The organism is Streptomyces sp. NPDC097617, assembly GCF_044761485.1.
GTDB lineage: Bacteria > Actinomycetota > Actinomycetes > Streptomycetales > Streptomycetaceae > Streptomyces.
Map to the genome: position 1 here is coordinate 163,539 of NZ_JBIWCL010000004.1, position 23,267 is coordinate 186,805.

Sequence of the window (23,267 nt, forward strand, 5' to 3'; positions counted from 1 at the left end):
GTCCTCATCGTCGCTTGTCGGGTGGGGCGGGGGCGATGGGTCAGGGGAAGGGGTGCGGGTGCAGGGGCAGTTCCTCGTGGCGCCCGGGTCGGCCGGTCCGGCCCAGGCGGTGGGGCACTTCCAGCAGCCGGGACAGGCCGAGGGTGCGCCGGTTGACGTGCCCGAAGGTCATCGGGAGCGCGCCGGGGACGATGACCTTCACGCAGTGCAGGCCGAACCGCTCGCGCAGCCCCGGCTGGCTCTGGTCGACGGTGATCACCTCCAGCCCGGCCCGGGCCAACCGGTCGACGGTCCGCATGAGGAGGTCGCGGAGGTCGGGCACCGGCGCGGGGGCACCGGGCCAGGCCTCGGCGACCGGTACGACGGGGGTGTCGGCGAAGAGGAACTCCAGGCGGGGGGCCGCCTCGGGCAGGGTGTTCAGCCCGACGTGGTCGTCCAGGGTGAGGACGAGCTCCGGGTTGTCCAGCATGGGACGCAGCCGTTCGGGGTCGCGCGGCCCTCCCTCCGCGAAGGAGCGGTGCGGTGCCTCCAGTACGTTGGTGACGACCTCGGCGACGGCGGAGCGGAGGGCGGCGCGCGGATCGTGGTGCGCGCCGGCAGCCAGGAACATCCGTGGCGCGTCCGGGTGGTTGCCCTCGTAGCGGCAGACGGCCAGGACAGCCGGGACGGCGAAGTCGTTGGTCGCGTCGAGGAGATGGAGCCGGTAGCCCGCGGCCTCCGCCCGGTCCGCGAGGAGCAGGGTGTCGGTGTCGCCGGACGGCAGGTGGACGCGGCGCAGCGGGGTGGCCGCGTACCAGGCCATGAGGAAGGCGTCGCGTTCGGCGACCTCGAACAGCCCGTACAGCGAGGCCTCTTCGGGGCTGTTACCGAGCCCGCAGCCGTTCGAGGACTCGTAGACGACGCGCGGGCGTCCGGGGCCGGGCACGTCCCAGTACGCGACGTGCTCGGGGACCGCGATCGGTCTGCGGCGGGTGAGGGACCAGCCCTGCACCCAGTGGAGCGGCAGTTCCGGGGTGTACGGGACGGTGGGCGAGGCGGGGTGACCGTGGTGGGCTGGGTCGGGCAGGCCGAGCCGTTCGGGGTCCAGTGCCCGGTCGGGCCCCAGCTCCGCGAAGGAGGCCTCCAGGTCGGTACGGCGGCCGGTCGGGCGCATGCCCGCATGGCGTTCGACGGCCTCGAAGAGGGCGATGCGCTCGCTGTCGGCGAAGGTGCGGGCCCGGCCGTGACCGCCGTCGTCCACGGACCGGCCATCGGTGACGATCGCGCTGGTGAGGCTGAACGCGGAGTCCTCGGAGCGGCGCAGCAGCCGCACCGGCCCGAACCGCTCGTCGAACAGGGCGGCCCGCAGTGCGGCAGCGGTCGTACGGGAGTTGGGGCCGCGCAGCACGGCCGGGTCGGGCATCGGGCGCGGTTCTGCGGCCGGCGGACGGAGCCGGGCCCGGGTGTCGGTGGACAGCGGGCGGCACACATCGCAGCCGCCGACGGGGCGCACGCGGTGGGTGGACCAGGTGCCGCGGCCTTGGTGGACGACGTGGACGTCGGCCGAGTCCAGATCCGGGTCGGAGTCCGAATCCGGGTGCGGGTACGGGTACGGGTACGGGTCGGGGTGGTCGAGGAGGTCCCGTACGAGGGCCTCGACGGCCGGGGTCAGGGCCGGTGAGGGCACTCCGGCCAGGGTCAGCTTCGGGCTCTGCCACGGGACCCGGCCGCCCGCCGTAGCCAGCCGCTGGTACTCGGCGCAGACGAGGCAGGCCGCACCGCCCGGCCGGAGCACCGGCCCGACCACCGCCAGCGCCCCGTCGAAGCGCACCGGAACCAGGGCCACGGGCCGGCTCAGGGCATGGCGGCTGAGTTCTTCGGCGAGGCCGAGCGTCCAGTGGGTCAGCAGCACGGCGGCCCTGCCGGTGGTGGACGCCAGGGCGGCGGTCGCGTCCAGCACGGGGATTGGTGAGGGAGCGACCGCGGGGCCGGTCATCGGACCTCCTCGGCCGTGCGCAGCACGATGAGGCCGAAGGAGCGCAGCAGACCGGCGGGTTCGGGATCCGGTGCGGAGTCCGGCGTCACGGGCGTAACGGGCGCGAAGGCCGTGAAGGGCGTGAAGGGCTTGACCAAGCCGTCGGCTCTGGCCCCGGGCCCGGACAGCTGGTGCAGAGTGTGCTGGAAGGCCTCCTCGCGGCCGGCCAGGTCTGCGAGCCATCCCGCGGTCCAGCCGAGGTCCTCCCAGGCGGCGGTGCGTGCACCTGCCACCGCCAGCGGGGCGACCGCACCGCCGGAGGGCCTGGGCCTGCCGGCGGACACCCCGGCCGCGGCGGTGCAGGCGGCGGTGACCGCGGCCAGCGCGGCGAAGGCGGCCGCGTCGCCGGGCGTGGCCTCGACGGCTTCGCCGAGCACCGGGCCCGGCCCGCGCCCCGGGCTCGCCGACGTGCCGCGGACCACGGCGCGGTACGCCTCGGCGCGGGGGGCCGCCCGGTGCACCTCCAGCCGCGCGGGAACGGCGAGCCGATCGGTCAGGGTCCGCCACCAGTGGCGGAGCTGCGGGTGGCCGGACCACCGGGCCGGGTGCACCGCGCTACGGCCGTCCGGGATGGCGGCGAGGCGGCGCGCGGTGGAGTGCCGCAGGGCTCGGCCACGGGCATGCCCCGGGTCGGCGCCGACGGTGAACTCGGCGTCCCCGAGCACCAGTTCCGCGGCGCGGCAGAACAGTTCCAGCCGGGCCAGGTCGAGCCGGGGCCCACCTCCGGTCAGCGTGCGGGGCGCCCCGGCATCGCCCCGGGCGGGGCCGGGCAGAGTACAGGCGGCGAGGGGCACCGGGAGCTGCGGCAGTTCTCCCGGCTGCGGCCCGGGCAGGGGGCCGCAGCGGCGCTCCCCCAGGGCGGCGATCCGCCGCAGTGCCTCGGCGAGGTCGGCCGGGGGTGCGAGGCGGACACGGCGGTCGGCGTCGATCCGCTCGGGGCCGAGCCAGCTGTGGTGGTCGGCGCGCGCGGGGCGGGCGTCGGCGAGGAGGACGGCGGGGATCCCGGGGAGCAGGCGCGGGTCGTCCGCCTCGGTGGCCGGGTCGGGCAGCCCGGCGGCCGCGCAGAGCAGTCGGTGCGCGGCGGCGCCGGCCAGCAGCGCGGCGAACGCGTCCGGAACGGCGAGGGGTTGCGGGTCACTGCCGTCCCCGACTCCGTCGCCGCTGTCGGCGAGTCGGGCCTCCAGGGCTGCCGCGTCGGCGCGTGCCTGGGCGGCGCTGCCGGGGGCGGTCACGTATCCGGTGGCGCCGCCCAGTCCGGCGACGACCGCCCGGTCCCGGCCGGGGCCGCGGACGGTCAGCAGGACCTGGCCCCCGGGCAACTCCGGGTCGGGGGTGCGGGTGACGGGCAGACCGCCGGCCTCCAGCGCCCGAACCGCGGCGGCGGCGGGCGGGGAGGCCGGGTCGCGGGCCAGCACCTCGGCCCGGGCGGCGGCGAGGGCCGCGGCCGCGTCGGCGGGGTGCGCGGCCGTGGCGTCGATCCATCGCGCGACGGCGGGGTCCACCGCGGCGGCGGGGTCCGTCGCCGCTGCGCGGTCCGTCGCGGCGGGTGGTCCGGGGACGAGGAGGTCGTGTTCGGCGAGTCGGGCGACGAGGGTGTCGACGGCGACGCGGACGGGCGAGGCCGGTTCCAGGCCTTCCCGGAACTCCGCGAGGCGGCCGGAGCGCAGGGGTTCCTCCAGCAGGCCCCACACCACCGGAACGGCGGTACTGCCTTCCAGCGTGACGCAGCCGCGCCGCCCCCGCAGGTGCAGGCCGGCGCGCAGCGGTGTGACGGCGGTGCCGGGGCGCAGCCGGTCGCCGGAGCGCAGCGGTTCGCCGGGGCGCAGCCGGTCGCCGCCGCTCGCGCGGCCACTGCCGGGGTCCGCGCCGATCGTGTCCGCGCCGGGCGTCTCCGCATCCGTCACGGCCGCGCCCGCGGTGTCCTCGCCCGTCATGACCGTGCCTCCACCGCGTCGATGACGGCGCCGACCTCGGTGCGCCAGTCGCAGCCGGTCAGGGCGGGCACGGCGCGGACGACCAGGTGCGCGGCGAGGTAGCGCTCCAGGGGACGGACGTCGCAGACGGTCAGCAGCCGGTACAGGGCATTCGTGGAGGCCCGGTGGATGAGGTAGTCGGGGCGGCTCCACATCGCACCCTGCGGGTCCGCCCGGCGCAGCAGTCGGTGGAACTCGCTGTAGCGGGTGCGGATGTCCTGGTTCCAGCGCTCGTACGCGGCGGCGTCCCCGGTGGCGGCTGCCCGGACCCGGTAGGCGAGGGGGTCTCCCTCCAGGTCGGCGCCGGCCGCGTGGCGCTCCTGCACGAGCCGCCAGGCGCCCCGCGAGAAGTCGGCCCAGGCCTGTTCCCAGTCATCCGCGTGCCCGTCGGCGATCCGTCCGACGAGGGCGGTCACGGTGTCCCCGGCGCGCTCCGCGTGCCGTTCGAAGGTGGCGCGGAGCCTTCCGTCCGGGTCGTCGTGGAGCAGGAAGTCCTCCAGGTGGGATACGTAGGACCAGTGCCCGCCCGTCAGACCGCCGGGATGGGCGCAGGCGTGGGCCGCGAGGGCGGTCACCGCGAGGCGGAGCCGGGCCCGGTCGGTGTCCCCGTGTCGGCCGAGGAAGCCGGAACCGGCGCGCAGGGCGTCCAGGCCGGAGCGCAGCAGGTCCTCCCGCAGAGCGGTCCCGTCCGCTCCGAGCAGGCCGCGTACGGAGGACCGGTCGACGGGCTCGATCCGGACCGTGTTGTCGGGGACGACCGGCCCGTAGGGCGGGGGGACGAGTTCGGCGCGCCCGGCCTCGGCGGCCCCTTCCAGGAGCTGGGCCTCGGTGAGGTCGCTGTGCGAGGGGTGCGCGCGCAGCCAGGTACGGACGTGCCCGGCCGCGCTCTCGGCGGTGGCCGCCACCCGGGCGGGATCGGCGCCCTGCAGGCGCAGCCGCAGGTGCGGGCCGTGCAGCCAGTGCCGTTCCACGTGGGCGGGGGTCCCGTCCGCGGTGGCGGCCGCGGCGAGCGGCAGCATCACCTCGCGCAGCAGCGGAGCCTTGACCGGGTGGTGGTAGTACGCGACGACGTCCAGCGCGCCGCTGTCGCGCGGGTCTGCTGCCGCGGGGGCTTCGGGGTCGGGGGACGGCATGTCCGGCGTGCTCCTCTGCTGGTGCTGCGGGCTCGGGGGGCGGGTCATCGCGGGCGTCCGTCCCGGTAGACCTCCAGGACGAGTTCGACGGCCCGGACGGGCTCGGCCAGGCCGCCCGGTGCGGGTAGTGCCTCTTCGAGGACGACGCCGTCGGTGTGCCGGGAGAGCCACTTGGCCAGGCAGCGCAGGTGCAGGGCGTTGCCGAGGTCCGCGAGGTGCGGCTTGGGGCGAGCCAGCCGGTTCAGGAAGTCCGCGGTGGCCCGGCCGGTGGGGGCTCCGGCCACCGGGTGCAGGAAGACCTGCTCGGGCAGCCCCAGCAGGGCGCGCCAGTCGGCCGCGGCGGCAGCCGGGACCCCGCCGGGGCCGGTGTCGGCGGCGAGGTCGGCTCGCAGCCGGGCCACCACGCCGGACGGCAGCAGCCAGCGTCGGCGCTGGAGCACGACGTGCCGGTGGCGCAGCCGGGAGCTGACGGTGACGGTCCCGCCGGGTACGGCCAGGGCCCGGCGGGGGGCCAGGGGCCGGAAGTCGACGACACCGCCCGGGTGGTCGGCGAGGTGGGGCGCGATGCGGGCCGGCAGCAGAACGGGGGCGAGGAAGCCGGGGTACAGCACGTCGAGCGGCTCCCCGGTGGTCCGCAGGCATACCCGGACCTGGTCGGTCGCTTCGTCGTGGACCAGTTCGAGGTCGGCCTCGGCGAGCGGGGCGCGGTCCCGGTCGGGGCCGATCTCGTCGGGGACGAGGAGGGGGTGGAGGTTGGCGTTGAACCCGCCGACGGGCCGGATCTGGGCGGCGCGGGCGCCGGGGCCGAGGCCGCGGCGGATCTGCCGGGACACCTCGGCGGTGGCGAGGGGGTCCAGAGAGTCCAGGAAGCGGCTGACGAACCGGCCCCATCCCCCGTAGACGTGGTTGACGGCCAGCAGCCCGGTGACGGGGTCGCGCTGGAGGAAGTAGGCGTAGCTGAGGGGCCGTTCGACGGTCGGGGCGGGGAGCCGCTCCCCCAGGGTCTTGAGGGTGTCCGCGGGCAGCACCGCCTCGTCGGCGGCGTCCTCGCAGGGATGGAGGGCGTCCGCGACCTCCGCGCGCAGGCGGGCCAGCGGTTCGGTCGCGCTGGGGAAGGCGTCCCGGTCGGCGGGCGCGAGGAGGGCGATCCGTCCGGCGGACTCCCAGGCGGCGGTGACATCGGCGCCGAACTCCCAGGGGTGCGCGCATCGCCCGCCGACGCCGTAGCGCTCGACGAAGCGGTCCCGCAGGGCGCGGCGGACGAGGTGGCCGAGGTCGAAGAGTTCGGCGAGGGCGGTGACCTCGCCGAGCGCCTCGTGGTCGGCGGCGCCGAGGAAGCCGTCCAGCGCCAGCGGGCGCGGGGCGACCACGTCCTCGGACAGGACGGTCAGCGGGGCGGAGGCGGTGGGGACGGGCCGGCCGGCGGCGGCCAGCTCGGCGGTCCAGCGCCCGGCGAGGGCGGTGAGCCGGTCGGGCCGCTCCGCGGCCGGGGCGGCGGCGAACCGGTCGGTCAGCGAGCCGAGTTCGGCGATCCGGTCGGCGCGTCGTGCGTCCTCGGGGTGCTCGGGCGCGAAGGAGCGTAGCCAGGCGGCGAGGCGTCGCAGGGGATCGGGGTCCTGCGGAGGGACGGGGTCCTGCGGGACCAGCAGGTCCGCACGGGCGAGCCGGTCGAGAAAGGCCGCGGCCGCGGCCCGGCCGCCGTCACCGGCGTCGTCACAGACGCCGGCGCCGGCGCCGGTCGGGGAGAGTGCCGCGGCCAGACGCCGTGTCAACTCCGTGAGCGGCACGGGGTCCTCGGCGAGTGCGGTGAGCAGGCGCAGCGGTCCGCCGGAGGCCACCTCCGCCTCGTCCTCGCCGGGCACGAGGTAGCGGCCGCCCGCGAAGGAGGGCCGGTCGCGGAAGTACGCGGCCCGTCCGCCTGCGGTCCGTGCGGTGCTGGTGATGCGGTGGGGCAGCGTGGTCCGGCGGTGCGGCGCGTCGAGGAGGGCGAGGGTCAGCGCGGTCGTCAGGGTGCGGTTGGCCCGTACGACGGATCGCAGCGGACCGTCGAGTACGGGCGCGGCGCCCCAGGAGGTGACCGGGCGGGCCGGACCGTACGCCGGGCCGCCGGCTGGGGCGCCGGCCAGCGGGCCCCAGCCGACCGCCGTGAACCAGGACAGCGGACTCGTCTTGGTGCTGGCCCGCAGGGCGTAGCGCAGCACGGTGGGCTCCTCCTTGCGGGCCCGGCGATCGGCCGCGCCGGTGGCGGCGCGGTTCACGGCGCGCAGCAGGTCGGCGCTGGTCAGGGCGGTGGCCTTGGCGAGGGCGGGTTCGCGGCAGAGCGCGGCGAGCGCGGCGCGTTCGGCGTCGAGGGCGGGGCCCGCGGCGGCCTCGAGGCCGGCGAGGAGGGCCTCGCGGGCGGTGCGCAGGGTGAGCCAGGCGCCGAGCCGGGGAAGACGGGCCGGTAGGTCGCCCAGGCGGGCGAGCACGGCGGGGCGGGGTGCACGGCCGTTGTGCAGGGCCCGCCGCAGGGGCAGGACGACATCGCGGTGGAATGCGGCGGGGTGGCTGTCGCGGGCCGCGTAGAGGTCGTCGCACAGCGGTGCGGCGGTCAGGGCCAGTTCGGTGTCGAGCCGGTGGAGGCGGGCCAGCTGGTCCCGGAAGGCGGCCGCGGCCGGGTGCTGGGCCGGGTGGGCGAGCACGGTGGCGCGGGCCAGCGCGTGGGGCGCGGACCGTACCCGGTAGCCGACGGCGCCGGGGGTGGGGTGCGGCTGCGGCATGGGTTCCCGTCCTGTGGGTGGGGGCGGCGCGCGGGCTTCCCGCCGGGCGCGGGGCACGGCGGGAAGCGTCTGCGTGGCGGTGGTGCTGCCCAGCGGTGTGCGGTCGTACGGTGGTGCCGTCGTGCGGTGGTGCGGTGGTGCGGTGGTGCGCCTCTATCCGCTACACGGGGAGTTCCGGCAGCTGCGGGTGGGCGCAGGAGGACGAGCCGCAGGAGCAGGAGCTGCCTCCGTTGGACGCGCCGCCCTCGGGCAGCGCGACCGTGTCCCGCATGGAGGTCACGGTGAGTTCACCGAGATCGAGGTCGTCGAGGTCGAAACCGGATGACTGCGTGCTGTCGTTCATGGTCTTCCTCTCGTGTGCGGGTCAGGCCTCGAGGGCGATGGCGTCGTGCGGCTGGGCGCAGGACGACGACCCCTGGCAGGAGCAGGAGCCCCAGGAGGCCCCACCCTCGGGCAGCGCGGCAGTGTCCCGCATCGAGGTGACGGTGAGGTCGCCGAGGTCCAGCTCCAGGTCGTGGAGTTCGACTTCGGGGGTACGTGCGGTGTCGGACATACATGTCTCCCGGGATGTGGAAGCGGAAAGCCGAAGATGCACTGAACGTCGATCGACCGGATCGTCGGAAAGCATTACGAGGTCGTGCGGACAGCGGCAAGCGCGTGGGACTTCTGCTCGCCACCTGGGCAAGTCCGTTTCGACTTGTTCGCGTTGCTGCCGGCCGAAACCGGCCGGGGGTGGGGTGTTCGGGCCGGTGTTCCGGCCGCGCCCCAGTATTCCGCGGGGATGCTCGAGCCCCGCCGGAGCGTAAGCGGCCGCATTTTCCGTCGGGGGCGCAGGAATTCACGAGGCGGGGGCCGACGAGTTCCAGGAGGCCGAAAAATGGTGCCCCTTGGCCGGAAAAACCTTGAAGTGCGTATTGCCACACAGGGAGTGAAGCCGCTTTCCCGCCACTCGAGGGCCGCTCCCGCGCCAATTTCATTCATCATGCATTTATTGCGTGCCAGCATGATCGGTGAGTTCAATCGTCCGCTTCGAACACCGACATGACGGAGGATTCCCTTGTCCACTCACCTCAGGCGTGGGGCCGGCCCACGGTCGCTCCTGGCGCTGATCGCGGCCCTGTGCGCGATCATCGGCAGCACCGCGCTCGGCACGGCCCCTGCGGCGGCTGCCGATCAGCGTCACCCCGTCTACGCCATTGCGCATCGCGTGGACACCCTGGACGGCGTGGACGCCGCCCTCAAGCACGGCGCCAACAGCATTGAGATAGACGTCTGCGCCTGGTGGAACCCGAACGAATGGCGGGCCTATCACGACTGCTCCTCGGCCGGTGACAACCGGCTGGGCCCCAGCTTCGACAGCATGATCGACCGGATTCTCTCCCACGCCGCCGCAGGCCGCCGGCTGGCGCTGGTCTGGCTGGACATCAAGGACCCGAACTACTGCGGAGAGCGGGAGAACCGCGGGTGCAGCGTCGCCGGGTTGCGCGAGGCGGCGCAGCGGCTGACGGCTGCCGGAATCCCGGTGCTCTACGGGTTCTACGAGTACCACGGCGGCAGCACCCCGGACGTCGGCGGCAGGGGCTGGAAGAGCCTGGAAGGCCGGCTCGGCAGCCTGGAGGGCATCACGACGACCGGAACCCGCGATCAGGTCCTCGGCGCCTTCGACCGCTCCGGTTCCGGATTCCCGGCCGGCCGCCGGGTGATGGACTACGGCGACAGCGACATCACCAAGGGGTTCGGCAACTGCACGGAAGCCACGTACTACACGTGCGCGGAACTGAAGAAGGGCGCCGCGGACCGGGACGCCGGACGGCTCGCGGCCACACTGTCCTGGACGACCACCTACAACGACCCCTGGTACATCGACAAGCTGCTGGGCGACGGGCGCGTGGACGGCATCATCGCGGGCTACGGGGCCTTCACCGGAGTGCGCGAGTACGACGACAGCTGGCAGTGCGCCAACTCCATCGGCCTCATCCGCGACTGGGTGAACCGCCACAGCGGCACCCACCGCATGGCCACCCCGGGTGACCGCCTGTTCAGGTAGCGCACGGGCATCGTCGGCCGCCGCCCGGTCGGGCAGGCCGTTCGGTGATCCGCCCCTCGCTCCCACCGGCCGGGGGCGCGGCCGGCTCGGGCCGGGCCGGCTCGGGCCGTGACCTCGGCTCGCCAAGGTCGTTGTACTGACTGGTCAGCGAAGTGCACGGAGGCCCCGAGTCGATGTCGGGGCCTTCGTGGTGTCCGCCGGTGCAGTCGCGGAGCCGCTCCTGCGCAGCGGCGCCTTTGCGGGGGTACGGGGTTGTCGGTGCGGTTCAGGCAGCGTGCGGCGTTCCGCGCGGGCGACGGCGAAGAGGTGCGGACATGCGGAAGCCGGCGATCATCGAGGCGCCGTCCGTACTCGGCCTGCGGCCCTCGGGGGTCCAGGACCTGCCCGCGGCTCTGCTCGGCGCCGGGCTGGCCGAGCGGCTGGGGGCCGTGCGGACCGGCCGGGTCGAGGCTCCCGCGTACGACCCGCGGCGGGACGAGGCCACGGGGATCCTCAATCCTCGCGGCATCGCACGATACGCCGCCGCCCTGGCCGACGCGGTCGGCAGCGTTCTCGACGACGGCTTCTTCCCCGTGGTCCTCGGCGGCGACTGCAGCATCCTGCTCGGCAACCTCCTGTGCCTGCGGCGCCGCGGACGGTACGGGCTGCTGTTCCTCGACGGCCACACCGACTTCTACCAGCCTGCCGCCGAACCGACCGGCGAGGCGGCCTCGATGGAACTCGCCCTCGCCACGGGCCGTGGGCCCCGGCTGCTGACGGACCTCGAGGGCCGCGGGCCCCTGGTGCGCGACGAGGACGTCGTCGTGTTCGGCTTCCGCGACACCTCCGAGTCCGCCGGGGCGGGAATGCAGCCGCTCCCCGCGGAGCTGCTGACCATCGACCTGGACGGTGTGCGTGCCGTCGGCGCCGACGCGGCGGCGCACCGTGCGGTCGATCGGCTCGGCTACGGCGCGAGCGCCGGGTTCTGGGTGCACCTCGACGTCGATGTCCTGGACGACGCACTCATGCCGGCCGTCGACTACCACATCCCCGGTGGGCTGACATGGCCGGAGCTGGAGACCGTCCTGCGGATCGCGCTGGCCGACGAACGAGCCGTCGGAGTCGATGTCACGATCTTCAACCCGCGCCTCGATCCCGACGGCTCACTGGCCGCACGCCTCTGCGAAAGCCTGGTCCGCGGAATGTCGGCGCGGACCGGCCGCGGAAGGTGAGCGCGGACCACTGAGCGGCAGGAGGCGGAACTTCAGGCGGGTAGGGCGGCGAGCCAGTCGGTCAGGAGCCGGTTGACCTCGGCGGGGCGCTCCTGCTGGATCCAGTGGCCGCAGCCGTCGAGGATCCGGGAGGAGAGCAGGCCGGGCAGGGTGGCGGGGAAGGCCTTGATCGCGTCGGCCATCCACGTGGTGGAGGCGTCCAGCCCGCCGCCGACGAACAGGGACGGCTGGGTGACGGGGGCGCCGTCGAAGGCGGCGAGGTCCTCCCAGTCCCGGTCCATGTTCCGGTACCGGTTCAGTGCCCCGCTCAGGCCGGTCCGCTCGAACTCCCCGGCGTAGACGCCCAGGTCCCCCTCGCCGAGCCAGGCGGGCAGCCGGCCGGTGGGGAAGCGGTCGCGCAGCAGACCGCCCTTGCCGACGAAGTGCGGTCCGGGGGTGCCGGGCGCCCCGGGGGCGGGCATGGTGTCGCCGGAGAAGGCGGCGTAGAAGCCCGCGAGCCAGGCACGTACGTCGGGCTCGATCTCGGCCTCGGCCCGGCCGGGCTCCTGAAAGTAGGAGACGTAGAACTCCTCGTCCCCGCCCACACCCAGCTGCGCGAAGACCTCGCTGGGGCGCGGTCCGCCGCGCGGGGCGTAGGGAACGCTGAGCATCCCCACGGCGTGGAAGACGTCCGGCCTCACCAGGGCGGAGTTGGCGGCGATGGCCGAACCCCAGTCGTGGCCGACGATCACCGCGGAGGCTTCGCCCAGGGCGTGCACGACGGCGGCGCTGTCCTCCACGAGTTCCAGCATCCGGTACGCCCGCAGGTCGCCGGGCCTGGAGGAACGGCCGTAGCCGCGGACGTCGACGGCGGCAGCGCGGTACCCGGCCGCGGCCAGGGCCGGCAGCTGGTGGCGCCAGGAGTACCAGGACTCCGGGAAGCCGTGGACGAGCAGCACCAGGGGACCGGTGCCCTGCTCCACCACGTGGATGCGGCCCGCGGGTGAGGGCACCATCCGGTGCGTGGCTTCCGCGGCCTGCTGCGACATGAAATCCTCCAGGGGTCTCGACCTGCCCCGCCGTGCGCCGGGACCGGTACCCGATCATGCGAGTGGCGGAGCGGGGTGGCGAGTCCCGTTGCCGGTTCGGCAAAAAGAGGCTCGGGCAGGGCCGCTCTCCCCCGGCCCTACGCGGTCTGCAGCGCGGCCAGCCGCTGCGCGAACGGCACGATCGTGAAGCCGTGCGCCGGGTCCGTCGAGGTGATCGCCCCGGTCGGGGAACGGGGGGCGATCGCGGCGGCGGTGTCGGGGGCGGGAGCGGTGTCCCGGGCGGCGGGGCTCATGAAGCGCGCCAGTTCCGTGCCCGCGCGGGTGATCCGCCGGGCCAGCCCCTGCTCGCCCCAGTCCTCCGAGGCCGCGTACACGGCGGTCGGCAGGACGAGTGCGCGCAGGTAGGTGAACAGGGGGCGCAGGGCGTGTTCGGTGACCAGGGAGTGCCGGGCCGTGCCGCCGGTCGCGCCGAGGAGGACCGGCTTGCCGGTGAGGGCGTCCTTGTCGATGAGGTCGAAGAACGACTTGAACAGGCCGCTGTACGAGCCCGCGAAGACGGGTGTGACGGCGATCAGAGCGTCGGCGGCCGCCACCGCGTCGAGTGCGGCGGCCAGTCGGGCGGGCGGGAAGCCGGTGACGAAGTGCTGGGCGATCTCCGTCGCCAGTTCCCGCAGTTCGATCACTTCGGTTGCGGCGTCCACGCGGTCCAGGGTGGCGGCCGTGAGCCGGTCGGCGAGGAGCCGCGTGGAGGAGGGCGAGCTCAGCCCTGCCGATACGACGACGAGCTTCATGCCTGCGCCTCCTTCGGGGTCTGCCGGGCCGCTGCCACGCGGTCCGGGTGGGTCGGCGCGTCCGGTACACCGGCCGGGCGCAGGCTCGCGAACTCCTTGCGCAGGACGGGTACGACCTCTTCGCCGAGGAGGTCGAGCTGTTCCAGGACGGTCTTCAGGGGCAGGCCCGCGTGGTCCATCAGGAACAGCTGGCGCTGGTAGTCGCCGGCGTAGTCCCGGAAGGACAGGGTGCGTTCGATGACCTGCTGGGGGGAGCCGACGGTCAGGGGCGTCTGGGAGGTGAATTCCTCCAGGGACGGGCCGTGGCCGTAGACCGGGGCGTTGTCGAAGTAGGGCCGGAACTCGCGCACCGCGTCCTGGGAGTTCTTGCGCATGAAGACATGGCCGCCGAGCCCGACGATGGCCTGTTCGGGGGTGCCGTGCCCGTAGTGGGCGTAGCGCTGCCGGTACAGGTTCACCATCTGCTCGGTGTGGGAGGCGGGCCAGAAGATGTTGTTGTGGAAGAAACCGTCGCCGTAGTACGCGGCCTGTTCGGCGATCTCGGGCGAGCGGATGGAGCCGTGCCACACGAAGGGCGCGACGCCGTCCAGGGGGCGCGGGGTGGAGGTGAAGGACTGCAGCGGGGTGCGGAACTTGCCCTTCCAGGTGACGGTGTCCTCGTCCCACAGGCGGCGCAGCAGGGCGTAGTTCTCGATGGCGAGGTCGATGCCGTCGCGGATGTCCTTGCCGAACCAGGGGTAGACCGGTCCGGTGTTGCCGCGGCCCATCATGAGGTCGACGCGGCCGTCCGCGACGTGCTGGAGCATCGCGAAGTCCTCGGCGATCTTCACCGGGTCGTTCGTGGTGATCAGCGTGGTGGACGTGGACAGGATCAGGTTCTCGGTGCGTGCGGCGATGTAGCCGAGCATCGTCGTCGGCGAGGAAGGGACGAACGGCGGATTGTGGTGCTCGCCGGTGGCGAAGACGTCGAGGCCGACCTCCTCGGCCTTCTGCGCGATGGCGAGCATCGCCTTGATGCGTTCGTGCTCGCCGGGCACGCGTCCGGTCGTCGGATCGGCCGTGACGTCTCCGACGGTGAAGATCCCGAACTGCATGACTGCCCTTCCCTTCCCAAGATTGTTCACCATTCAACTATACCTGGGAACGGAGGGTGCGACCGGGATATTCCCGGTGGGCGCCGACAGCGGACCGCCCCCGCTCCGCACGGCGGAAGGGCGGGGCGGGGGCGGGGGCGCGCTCGCGCAGGGGGTGTCAGCCCTGGCAGAGGCCGCGGGCGTAGTCGTACGTCGCGGTGGCCTGGGAGTACCGCCACTGCGGGTCCAGCAGGTCGCTCTTCAGCTGTCCGGCCGCCGCCGGGCTCTCGACGATGTACCCGAAGTCCTGGAGCCAGGACGGGTACAGGTTCTTGGAGCCGATGTAGAAGGCCGAACCGTCGACCGAGACCAGCTTGTGGTGCTGGGCGTACGGCTTGCCGTCCGCCCAGGTCGGCCGGTCGGAGGCGCGGAACGTGGCCAGCTGGAGGTTCTCGCACAGGGCCGTGCGCGCCCGGCCGCCGTCACCGGTCAGGGCGGCCACCCGGCCGCGCAGGGCGTCGCTCACCTCGGACAGCGACTTGATCTGCGAGTAGCCGCCGCTGCCGATTGCGCCGTGGTTCGCCGGGTCGCTCACGACGATGCGGACCTTCACACCGGAGACGAGCTTCGCGGCGAGGGCGTCGTAGAGGCGCACGTCGTAGCGGGGCAGCGGCGGGCAGGTGGCGTGCACGTCCTGCTGGGAGATCTCGATGTGCGAGGCCGCGCTGGAGACCAGGGCGCGCAGGGCACTCTCCTCCGGATTGACGGTGTCGTAGTCGCGGTCGGCGTTGGTGTTGTCGTGGATGCCGATGCCGCACTTGGTGTCGCCGGCCGTGGGCAGGACCGGGCGGAAGGAGGAGGTCGGGTCGCTCTGGCGGATGCCGACGCCGAGACCGCCGACGGCGAGCGCGGGTACGTCGCCCCCGCCCTCGGGGACGGCCGGCCGGGGCAGGGAGGGCATGCAGTCGGCGCCGGGCGAGGCGGCGAACCAGACCGAGCTCCAGTTGCTCCTGTTGCGGCAGGTCCAGTCCCACAGCGAGTCCAGGTAGCGGCCCGCGGAGCCCGCGGCGGGACCGGTCAGCGCGAGGTCGACATCGCTCACCGGGTGCGAGGTCTCCAGGTAGTCGTCCTTCCAGCTGTTGATGCCGCCGGTGATCACCGAACTTCCGTCCACCACGACCAGCTTGGAGTGGTTCCAGGAGAACGCGGTCTTCGAAGTGGTCATCGAGGCCACGTTCAGGGTGATGTTGCCCGCGGCGGCCGGGCCCAGCTTCGCGAGCAGCTCATTGCGATAGGAGGACGGGATCACCGTGGAGTGGTAGACGGGTGCGGCGCCCACCAGGATGCGCACCTTCAGCCGGTTGCCCTTCTGGGCGGATTCCTTGAGGCCCGCGACGATGGCCTCCTGGTAGCCGCCGTTGGGGAAGGGTGCCAGCGTCGATATGTCGACCGTCTGCCGGGCGTCGGCGATGTCCCGGCGGATCTTGTCCAGGAGCCGGCGCGATCCGGGCCGGTCGGTGCAGGCGGCGTCGCCCCAGCAACCGGGCGTCTGGAGCAGCCAGTCGGCGCCGCCGGGGGTGGAGGAGCCGAACCGGTTACCGGCGGTGCGTTCCCAGACCGAGCCCTCCAGGCCCGGCGAGACCTGGCGCAAGGCCTGCTCGACCGAGTCCAGGTGCGGTGTGGGAACGGCGCCCGCGGCGGACGCGGGGGCGGCGCCGAGGAGGGAGAGGCCGAGTGCGAGGGCCGCGGTGGAGACGAGGGCCGTCGTACGGACGGTGCGTGCCAATGTGGTTCCTTGACTGGGGGGTGGCTCTGGCCGGGAGCGTGGTCGGCCACACCTCCGACCTTGATCAACTCGCGCAAGTTACCAGTAAGTAGCCCTGTGTTCACCCGCTCCGGGCGAGTTCCGGCCACCCTCGGATCCCCCGCCGCACGCGGGTCCCCGGCCCCGGGCCGCGCGGCGGTCCGGGGCCGGGGCGGCGTCACTGTGCCGCTTCGGTCAGCCGGACGAGGGTGGAGCCGGTGCTCGTCTTGCGGACGTGAAGACGGTGGGTGATCCGTCGGCGCAGTTCCGGGACGTGGCTGATGACGCCGACCGTACGGTCGTGTGCGCGCAGGGAGTCCAGGACATCGAGGACCTTGTGGAGGGTGTCCTCGTCGAGGGTGCCGAAGCCTTCGTCGATGAAGAGGGTGTCGAGGGCTCGGCCGCCCGATTCGGCGGTGACGACGTCGGCCAGGCCCAGGGCGAGGGAGAGGGAGGCGAAGAAGGATTCGCCACCGGAGAGAGTGTCGGTGTCACGGTCCTTCCCCGTCCAGGCGTCGGTGACCTTCAGCCCCAGGCCGGAGCGGGCGCCGTGCGAGGCCCGGACATCGGAGTGGACGAGCGTGTAGCGGTGCTCCGACATGTGGGTGAGGCGCGTGTTGGCGGCCGCGACGACTTCTTCGAGGCGTGCGGCCAGGACGTAGGCCTCGAGCTGCATGCGGAGCCGGTTGCTGGGCGAAGTGCCGTTGACCAGGCCATGGAGGTGGTCGACGGTGCGGTAGTCCGCTTCGAGGGGTTCGAGGCTCTCGATGTGGGGGGTCAGCTGGGCCAGTAGACCGGCGAGGGCACGGGTGCGTTCGGTGGTCCGTACGGCTGCGGCATGGCTGTGCGTGTGGCGGGTGGTGGCGGCGGCGAGCTGCGCGGTGGCCTCGTCGGGATCGGCGGCGGGCAGGCCGGCGGCTTCGGCGAGATCGGGATCCTGCAGGCGTGCGGCGGCGGCTGCGCGTTGCTCGCGCCACTGGTTGATCTCGTCCTCCAGGACGCGGATCTCCTCGTCGGACAGCAGCGCTCGCTCAGCTGCCTCCAGGGAGTCGAATCCGGCCGACCGGGCGGCTTGCTCCGCCCGGTCGGCCGCCTGCCCGTGTTCCGTGGCCGTACGGGAGGTGGCGTCGGCGCGCTCGGCCGCGCCGGCGAGGTGGTCGGCGGCCTGCGTGAGGTGCGCGATCCGGCGGGCGAGAGTGGGGGAACCGGCGCGGGCGGTGGCGAGCTTCCGGTCGAGTTCCTCCATCCTGGTGGCGAGCCCGTCGTAGCCGGCGTCGGCTGCGGCCAACCGGGTGGCCGCGGTGGTTCGGACGCTGTCGGTCCGGGTGTACTGCTCCTCCAGGGCGGTGAGTTCCTCGCTTGCCGGGCCCGCGTCGGCCGCGGCACGGAGGGCCTCTGCCAGCCGGTCCTTGAGCGCGGAGTGGTCGGCGGTGAGGTCGGCCAGGGAGATGTCGCCGCCTGCCTCGCCCCGGGCGGCCGCCGCCTTCTCGAGGAGTTGCTGCAGCGCGCCCTGGAGGGTCTGCTGATGGTCCTGGGCCTGTGCGTGACGGGATTCGGCGGCCTTTTCGTCGGCGGCCGTCGGCTGGTCGGTGTGCGGGGCGGCGGGGTCCGGGTGGGTGGGCGAGCCGCAGACCGCGCAGGGCTCGCCGTCAATGAGCTGGAGGGCGAGTTCGGCGGCCATGCCGTCCGTGCGCCTGCGCCGGATGCTGATGTGCTCCTGGGCCGCCTCGTTCGTCGCTGCCTGCGCCGCACGGACGGTCCGGTCGGCCTCACCGGTCTGCTCGACGTAAGTGTCGCGGCGCTTCGCCGCCTCCGACCGGGTGGCGAGCAGCTTCAGCGCCGAGGCCTGTTCGCGGCTGTTCTCCTCCGCGTTACGTGCGGCTTCCAGCCGGGCGCCGAGCTCCGTACGGCGTTCGGGCGCGTCGTTGAGCCATGCCGTGGCGTCGCGCAGGTCCTGGGCGAGTTCCTGGCGTTCGTCATCCAGTTTCCGCAGATCCGTCCTGTGCTGCTGGAGGTCGGCCTCATCGGGCAGCAGCGCTTCGAGTGCGCCGATGTCGGCGCGCAGGTGCTGTCCGGCCCGGGTGAGTTCGCCGGCGCCGAGTGTCGCGTGCTCGGGGTTCAGGAGGGTACGAGCGCGCCGCTCTTCGTCCTGCGCGCGGGTGTGCAGCGCCGTCGCCATATCCGCGGCCTTCAGCAGCGGAGTGACCTGCTGTCCCTGCCGCGCGTCATGCCTGCGCCGGCCGAGGACGGCCTGCCGGTCCGCCTGTTCGTCCAGTGTCCGGAGCTGGAGGCTCGCTTGGCGGTGCGCCTGCTGGTGGGTGGCGCGTTCGCGTACGGTGCGTTCGCTGTCACGGACGCCGGTCAGTTCCTCCTCCGCGAGGGCGGCATCGGTCGCGGCCTCGCGTTCCCGCGCAGCTGCCTTGGCGTGCAGGGCGGTCGCCCAGGTCAGGGCGGGGCCGGTGAGGGTGGCGGGGTCGGAGTCGACGGGTGCGCCCTGATCCGGCTCGAGGTCGGCGCCGGCCTCCTGCTGGATGCGTTCGGTCAGGCGCAGGACGGCCGTGCGGGCCTCGTCGCGCTGTTTGGCGAGGGTGGTCTTCCGTCCTGCCAGCCAGTCCTCGACGGAACCGAAGCGGTGGGTCTGAAAGAGCTTGCCGAGCAGGCCTTTGCGCTCGGAGGCGCTCGCGCGCAGGAACTTGGTGAACTCGTTCTGCGGCAGGAGGACGACCTGGCAGAACTGCTGCCGGCTCATGCCGAGCAGCTCCTTGATCTCGTCCGCGGCCTCCCGGTGGGACTTACTGAGCGCTTCCCAGCGGCCGTGTCCGGAGGGGTCCAGGGTCCATTCGCTGAGGTAGGTCTCGGCTTTCTGCGTGGTGGTGCCCTCCCCTCGGAGCTTCGCCTTCAGCTGGGCGGGTACGCGCCGGATCCGCAGGCGCTTTCCGGCGAGGGTGACCTCGAGCGTCACCTCGGTCAGCAGGCCGGCGGGCGCGTGGTCACTGCGCAGTTGCAGGTTCCGGTCGGTCGGGGGCTCTCCGTAGAGGGCGACGCAGATCGCGGCGAAGACGGTGCTCTTGCCGGCACCGGTGTCGCCGTGGAGGAGGAACAGTCCGTCACTGGTGAGGGCGTCGAAATCCACGGTGTGGACACCGGCGAAGGGTCCGAAGGCCTGCAGGTGCAGGGTGTGCAGGCGCATGTCAGACGGTCTCCCTCTCCTGGGCGCTCACGCGGGAGTTGTCGATCGCTTCCTGGAGGAGAGCGCGTTCCGCTTCGGTGGGCTCGCTGCCTCGTACGTTGGTGATGAAGTCGTGCGTGATGTCGAGGTCGCCGCGGCCGCGCAGCCGCTCGCTGTAGGTGCGGCCGGCCGTGGCCTGGGCGGGGATGACGGCGGGGATGTGCTCGAGGTGCAGGGTGTGCGGGAAGCGCTGCTTCAGGCGGGCCATCGGTTCGTAGGGGCGGGCGGCGTCGGTGAGCGTGACGTGCAGCCAGGACTCGGCCAGGGGCTCGTGGACCGGGTCGGCCAGCAGGTCCTCCAGACGGCCCGTCAGCCGCGCCAGGGGCAGGTGCAGGTCCGGGGGCAGAGCCGTGCGGGTGACGGCGGGCAGGGCGTCCGCGGGCAGGTCGACCAGGGTCAGCGACTTCTCGTGGCCGGTTTCGGAGAAGGAGTAGGCCAGCGGGGAGCCGCTGTAGTGGATCCGGTCGGTGACCCGTTGGGGGCGGTGGAGGTGCCCGAGGGCGGTGTAGTCGATACCTGCGAAGACGGAGGCCTCGGCGTGGGCGATACCGCCGACGCTGATGTTCCGTTCGCTTTCGGTCTCGCTGGCGGAGGTGTCGCCCGTGGTGACGAAGGCATGGGCGAGGACCACGGAACGGGTGCCTTCGGGACGGGTGGCGAGGTCGGCGCGGATCCGGTCCAGCGCCGAGGTGAGGACGGCCTGGTGGGACGCCGCCTCGGCATCGAGGTGGGTGCGTACGAGGGTGGGTTCGAGGTAGGGCACCGCGTAGACGGCGACCGGGCCGTCCGCGTCCTGGAGCAGGACGGGGGTGGCGACATCGGCCGGATCGGTCCGCAGGTGCACCCTGGCACGGGCCAGCAGGCCGGAACCCACGCCCAGGCGGTGGGCGGAGTCATGGTTCCCGCTGATCAGAATCGTGGGTATGTCCAGGTCCGCCAGCTGGTTCAGGGCGTGGCTGAACAGGCGCACCGCGTCCAGGCTGGGGATGGCCCGGTCGTAGACATCACCCGCCACCAGCAGTGCGTCCACCCGTTCGGCGCGAACGGTACGGCAGATGTGGTCGATGAAACGGCGCTGGGCGTCGATCAGGTCTTCACTGTGGAACCGGCGGCCCAAGTGCCAGTCCGAAGTGTGCAGGAACCTCATGACCACAGACCGTAACCGCGCGCGTGGGGGTTACCGACGGGTTTCCCGATAGCTCGGTGGACAGGACCGCACGGGCGGGGACGGCTCGCCGGAGTGCCACACCGCGTCCGGGCGCCTTCCGGACGGCGGACCTGCCCGGGGCCGGGCCCCGGGCAGGTCCGCACGCGGCGCCGGCTTCAGGAGGCGGTCAGGGCCTCGAGGACGGGGACCGATTCGGCCGGGGTCGGCAGGGCCGCGTTCTGCTCCCGGAGGCGGGCGGCCGCCTCGCGCAGGGCCGGGTCGGTGGTGAGGCGGGTGAGGAGCGGGGCGTCGACCTCGTCGGAGGCGGAGTGCAGGGCGACGCCGGTGGCGGTGAGGGCGCCGGCGTTGGTGAAGTGGTCGGCGCCCTGGGGAAGCAGGAGCTGGGGCAGCCCGGCCTGCACGGCAGTGAGCAGCGTGCCGGAACCACCGTGGTGGATCAGCGCGTCGGAGGCGGTCAGCAGCTCGGCGAGCGGGACCCAGGGGAGCGGGCGGACGTTGTCCGGGAGGGTGCCGAGCGGGCCGAGGTCGGCGTCGCCGACGGCGAGCAGGAACTCGGCGTCGACCGAGGCGGCGGCCTCGATCAGGCGGACGATGGCGCGGACGCCGTCCAGCTCCGCGAGCACGGTGCCCAGGGTGACGGCGACGCGCGGGCGGCTGCCGCGCCGGAGCAGCTCGGCGGGGACGACGCCGCCGCCGTTGTAGGGGAGGTAGCGCAGGCGCAGGCCGCCCGGGTCGCCGCCGAGGGGGCCGATGTTCAGCGCGGTGGGCTCGGCCGGGCCGGCCACCGCGTACGTCTCGTACGCCTCGGTGAAGTTGGCGGCGAGCCGGCCGATCATGTCGAGGCCGGAGGTGACGCCGAAGTTGTGGACCACCGACGGGATCTTGAGCTTGGCCGCGACCAGTGGGGCCGCGGCTTGGAAGGAGTCGTAGACCAGCAGGTCGGGGCGCCAGCTGTCGGCGGCGTCCAGCAGACCGTCCACGGTGGAACGGGAGACGAGGGCGAAGCCGTGGGCCGCCCTGCCGAGGATCTGCTCCGGGGTCATGTCCGGGGCGACGTAGCGTATTTCCTCGCCCGTGGACTGCTCGAACACGTCCCGGATGCTGCGGCCGTCGCCGATCTCGACGATGGGGAATCCGGCTTCGCGGAGCTGGTTCAGCGGCTGCGAGCCCGCGAACAGCACCTCGTGGCCGGCGGCGCGTAAGGCCTGCGCGGTCGGGATCATCGGGAAGAGGTGACCGGCCGCGGGCGGGCCGGTGAAGAGTATGCGCACGGTCTCTCCTTGCTCATGGTGTGCCGGTCGGGGGCGGGTCGTGCGGGCGCGCCCCCGGTTCCGTACGGAGAACTGACGGGAATGCACGTGGTGTTCCCTTCGGAGGGTCGATAATCGGACGTTCTGAGGTCCGTGCCGAGGTCCGTGCCGAGGTCCGTGCTCAGGCTCGTGCTCAGGCTCGTGCTGCGGCCCGGCCCCGGCGTACGCGAACGGGCCGCCACCCCGCCCGGGGCAGCGGCCCGTTACCGGGAGCCGACGGCTACTTGCGGACGATGCTGCCGGTCCACTGGCCGGCCGCACCCTGCATGAGGGCTTCGTTGCTCATGATCTGGGTCCCGGGCAGGGTCGCCATGCCGATGTCTCCGGCCGGCGCCGCGCCGTTGTGGGAGCCGACCGTGTTGTCGTGGCCGGCGTTGAAGACGTCGTCGCCGGCGACCTGGCTCAGGTCACCGAAGACGAACGAGTACGTGTTGTTGATCGGTGCGTAGACGGTGAAGGCGTCGTCGGCGGAGGCGACAGACGCGCCCGCCAGGAGGATGCCACCGGCGGCGAGAGCGGTCAGGGCGCAACGGATCGATCGCACGAGTACTGCCTTTCGAGAGGAGTGGGGAGCAGTGCGAAGGTAGGCCGCTTCACGCCGGGACGCCCCGTACCGGCCGCTGTACAGCACGAGTCCATCCGTACGGCGCAGCCGCCCGGGCGCGCGGGAGCACCGCCTGCGCCCGCTACGGGTCCCTTCGGGAGGCCGGTGTCCGGTCGGGTCCGCTCAGGTCAGGTCTGCGTTCCGTCCGGCGCCGCCCCCGCGTACCGCGTTCGCAGGTGGTCGAGGTAGTCGTCCGGGTGCGGGTAGGGCTGGTCCTGGGCGCCGTGGCGGTGCAGCGTCAGGCGGCCGTCGGGGTGCACGGCCACCGTGGTGGTCGCCCGCCGCGCCGACCCGTCCGCGGAAACCGCGGGATCGTCCGCGGGATCGCCGGCGCGGTGCGGTGGTCGTAGGACGGGGACGGTGGCGGGGAACATCGCCAGTGCTTCGGCCGTGGTGGCGCCGGGCGGCAGGCCGGTGCGGTTGGCGCTGCTGACGTACAGCACCCGGTGCTCGTCCAGGAGCGGCCTCAGCGGCTGCCAGCGGGCGCCGAAGAGCAGCACCCGGTCGTCCCGGCAGGCGGGAGCCAGCCAGACGGGCCGCGGGGCGCCGGTGCAGAGCGGGAGCAGCAGGGTGAGGTGCTCCTCGGCGAGCAGCCGGCGGGCCAGGGCGGCGCTCGCGGCGTCGAGTTGTGTGACGGCGGCGACGGTGCGCAGGGTTTCGGCGTGGTGCGCCCACAGGGCCACCGCCTGGCCCGGCGGCCTTGCCTTGGCCTCGTTCACGGCCTGCGGCGTGGTGGCGGTGACGACGTGGGTGAGGGGTGCGGGGTTCGGCAGCACCACGGCCACGCCCCCGTTCAGGGCCCGCCCGGCGGCTTCGAGGTCCACCGTGCCGCGCGGGACGGCGGCGCCGGTGCTCATCGCGCTTCTCCGGCGGCCCGGTGGGTGAGGCCGTCGAGGTAGTCGGCGAAGGCGATGTCGTCCACCACGGCGTGGCCGGTGCGGTAGGCGCGGTTCTTGACCCACGCCATCGCCGCTCGGGCCTGGTCGCGGTCCAGGGCGTGGCCGAGGCGGGCGGCGACCGCGGTGACGACCCGGGCGCTGGCCAGATGGGTGAGGATCACGCGGGGCGGGATGCCGAGCACCTCTTGGGGTCGTACGGCTGGAAGAGGCGCGGGTGGACGAAG

General features: G+C 73.6%; 18 protein-coding genes. 2 read left to right on the forward strand and 16 right to left on the reverse strand.

What is annotated here, in order from left to right:
• Window positions 1–40: 40 nt before the first annotated feature.
• The 6 genes from ACIQZO_RS09530 to ACIQZO_RS09555 form a co-directional block, all read right to left on the reverse strand.
• Window positions 41–1,975 (reverse strand): TOMM precursor leader peptide-binding protein, encoded by a 1,935-nt coding sequence (locus ACIQZO_RS09530; protein WP_403622570.1) that lies wholly within the window; start codon window positions 1,973–1,975, stop codon window positions 41–43.
• Window positions 1,972–3,948: a hypothetical protein gene (locus ACIQZO_RS09535; protein ID WP_403622573.1), complete on the reverse strand. Its 1,977-nt coding sequence runs from the start codon at window positions 3,946–3,948 to the stop codon at window positions 1,972–1,974. Before ACIQZO_RS09535 ends, ACIQZO_RS09530 begins: the two co-directional genes overlap by 4 nt.
• Window positions 3,945–5,120: a lantibiotic dehydratase C-terminal domain-containing protein gene (locus ACIQZO_RS09540; RefSeq protein ID WP_403622576.1), complete on the reverse strand. Its 1,176-nt coding sequence runs from the start codon at window positions 5,118–5,120 to the stop codon at window positions 3,945–3,947. Before ACIQZO_RS09540 ends, ACIQZO_RS09535 begins: the two co-directional genes overlap by 4 nt.
• 44 nt (window positions 5,121–5,164) lie before the next feature.
• Entirely contained in the window at window positions 5,165–7,879 is a 2,715-nt protein-coding gene (locus ACIQZO_RS09545) for a hypothetical protein (RefSeq protein WP_403622579.1), read from the reverse strand.
• A 160-nt stretch (window positions 7,880–8,039) separates the two neighbouring features.
• Window positions 8,040–8,222, reverse strand: coding sequence for a thiazolylpeptide-type bacteriocin (locus ACIQZO_RS09550; protein ID WP_403622582.1), 183 nt, complete (start codon window positions 8,220–8,222; stop codon window positions 8,040–8,042).
• 21 nt (window positions 8,223–8,243) lie between these two features.
• Window positions 8,244–8,432, reverse strand: coding sequence for a thiazolylpeptide-type bacteriocin (locus ACIQZO_RS09555; protein ID WP_403622585.1), 189 nt, complete (start codon window positions 8,430–8,432; stop codon window positions 8,244–8,246).
• A gap of 504 nt (window positions 8,433–8,936) precedes the next feature.
• On the opposite strand from ACIQZO_RS09555, the gene ACIQZO_RS09560 reads away from it, so the two are divergent.
• Window positions 8,937–9,926, forward strand: coding sequence for a phospholipase (locus ACIQZO_RS09560; RefSeq protein ID WP_403622588.1), 990 nt, complete (start codon window positions 8,937–8,939; stop codon window positions 9,924–9,926).
• A 314-nt stretch (window positions 9,927–10,240) separates the two neighbouring features.
• Window positions 10,241–11,137, forward strand: a complete 897-nt coding sequence (locus tag ACIQZO_RS09565) for an arginase family protein (RefSeq protein WP_403622591.1) — start codon at window positions 10,241–10,243, stop codon at window positions 11,135–11,137.
• A gap of 32 nt (window positions 11,138–11,169) precedes the next feature.
• On the opposite strand, the gene ACIQZO_RS09570 is transcribed toward ACIQZO_RS09565, so the two are convergent.
• From ACIQZO_RS09570 to ACIQZO_RS09615, 10 genes are all read right to left on the reverse strand, one after another.
• Window positions 11,170–12,165: an alpha/beta fold hydrolase gene (locus ACIQZO_RS09570; protein ID WP_403622595.1), complete on the reverse strand. Its 996-nt coding sequence runs from the start codon at window positions 12,163–12,165 to the stop codon at window positions 11,170–11,172.
• A 137-nt stretch (window positions 12,166–12,302) separates the two neighbouring features.
• Window positions 12,303–12,956 carry a CE1759 family FMN reductase gene (locus tag ACIQZO_RS09575; RefSeq protein ID WP_403622598.1) on the reverse strand — a complete coding sequence of 218 codons (654 nt, stop codon included), beginning with the start codon at window positions 12,954–12,956 and terminating at the stop codon, window positions 12,303–12,305.
• Entirely contained in the window at window positions 12,953–14,050 is a 1,098-nt protein-coding gene (locus ACIQZO_RS09580; protein ID WP_403622601.1) for an LLM class flavin-dependent oxidoreductase, read from the reverse strand. Before ACIQZO_RS09580 ends, ACIQZO_RS09575 begins: the two co-directional genes overlap by 4 nt.
• 157 nt (window positions 14,051–14,207) lie before the next feature.
• Window positions 14,208–15,815, reverse strand: a complete 1,608-nt coding sequence (locus tag ACIQZO_RS09585) for a phospholipase (RefSeq protein ID WP_403622604.1) — start codon at window positions 15,813–15,815, stop codon at window positions 14,208–14,210.
• A gap of 196 nt (window positions 15,816–16,011) precedes the next feature.
• Window positions 16,012–19,023 carry an AAA family ATPase gene (locus ACIQZO_RS09590; protein ID WP_403622607.1) on the reverse strand — a complete coding sequence of 1,004 codons (3,012 nt, stop codon included), beginning with the start codon at window positions 19,021–19,023 and terminating at the stop codon, window positions 16,012–16,014.
• Between the two features lies 1 nt (window position 19,024).
• Entirely contained in the window at window positions 19,025–20,209 is a 1,185-nt protein-coding gene (locus tag ACIQZO_RS09595) for an exonuclease SbcCD subunit D (protein ID WP_403622610.1), read from the reverse strand.
• Between the two features lie 176 nt (window positions 20,210–20,385).
• Window positions 20,386–21,501 carry a glycosyltransferase gene (locus tag ACIQZO_RS09600; RefSeq protein ID WP_403622613.1) on the reverse strand — a complete coding sequence of 372 codons (1,116 nt, stop codon included), beginning with the start codon at window positions 21,499–21,501 and terminating at the stop codon, window positions 20,386–20,388.
• A gap of 259 nt (window positions 21,502–21,760) precedes the next feature.
• Window positions 21,761–22,084 (reverse strand): hypothetical protein, encoded by a 324-nt coding sequence (locus tag ACIQZO_RS09605; RefSeq protein WP_403622616.1) that lies wholly within the window; start codon window positions 22,082–22,084, stop codon window positions 21,761–21,763.
• Between the two features lie 188 nt (window positions 22,085–22,272).
• The gene (locus ACIQZO_RS09610) at window positions 22,273–23,001 is read right to left on the reverse strand and encodes a hypothetical protein (RefSeq protein WP_403622619.1); all 729 of its coding nucleotides are present in this window, start codon (window positions 22,999–23,001) and stop codon (window positions 22,273–22,275) included.
• Window positions 22,998–23,204 carry a hypothetical protein gene (locus ACIQZO_RS09615; RefSeq protein ID WP_403622622.1) on the reverse strand — a complete coding sequence of 69 codons (207 nt, stop codon included), beginning with the start codon at window positions 23,202–23,204 and terminating at the stop codon, window positions 22,998–23,000. The genes ACIQZO_RS09610 and ACIQZO_RS09615 overlap by 4 nt, the downstream gene beginning before the upstream one ends.
• Between the last annotated feature and the right edge of the window lie 63 nt (window positions 23,205–23,267).

Coding starts and splice junctions, on each gene's coding strand:
- ACIQZO_RS09555 (WP_403622585.1), bottom strand. CDS start 8,432: ATGTCCGACACCGCACGTACCCCCGAAGTCGAACTCCACGACCTGGAG.
- ACIQZO_RS09590 (WP_403622607.1), bottom strand. CDS start 19,023: ATGCGCCTGCACACCCTGCACCTGCAGGCCTTCGGACCCTTCGCCGGT.
- ACIQZO_RS09540 (WP_403622576.1), bottom strand. CDS start 5,120: ATGCCGTCCCCCGACCCCGAAGCCCCCGCGGCAGCAGACCCGCGCGAC.
- ACIQZO_RS09570 (WP_403622595.1), bottom strand. CDS start 12,165: ATGTCGCAGCAGGCCGCGGAAGCCACGCACCGGATGGTGCCCTCACCC.
- ACIQZO_RS09580 (WP_403622601.1), bottom strand. CDS start 14,050: ATGCAGTTCGGGATCTTCACCGTCGGAGACGTCACGGCCGATCCGACG.
- ACIQZO_RS09595 (WP_403622610.1), bottom strand. CDS start 20,209: ATGAGGTTCCTGCACACTTCGGACTGGCACTTGGGCCGCCGGTTCCAC.
- ACIQZO_RS09565 (WP_403622591.1), top strand. CDS start 10,241: ATGCGGAAGCCGGCGATCATCGAGGCGCCGTCCGTACTCGGCCTGCGG.
- ACIQZO_RS09545 (WP_403622579.1), bottom strand. CDS start 7,879: ATGCCGCAGCCGCACCCCACCCCCGGCGCCGTCGGCTACCGGGTACGG.
- ACIQZO_RS09535 (WP_403622573.1), bottom strand. CDS start 3,948: ATGACGGGCGAGGACACCGCGGGCGCGGCCGTGACGGATGCGGAGACG.
- ACIQZO_RS09550 (WP_403622582.1), bottom strand. CDS start 8,222: ATGAACGACAGCACGCAGTCATCCGGTTTCGACCTCGACGACCTCGAT.
- ACIQZO_RS09530 (WP_403622570.1), bottom strand. CDS start 1,975: ATGACCGGCCCCGCGGTCGCTCCCTCACCAATCCCCGTGCTGGACGCG.
- ACIQZO_RS09575 (WP_403622598.1), bottom strand. CDS start 12,956: ATGAAGCTCGTCGTCGTATCGGCAGGGCTGAGCTCGCCCTCCTCCACG.
- ACIQZO_RS09610 (WP_403622619.1), bottom strand. CDS start 23,001: ATGAGCACCGGCGCCGCCGTCCCGCGCGGCACGGTGGACCTCGAAGCC.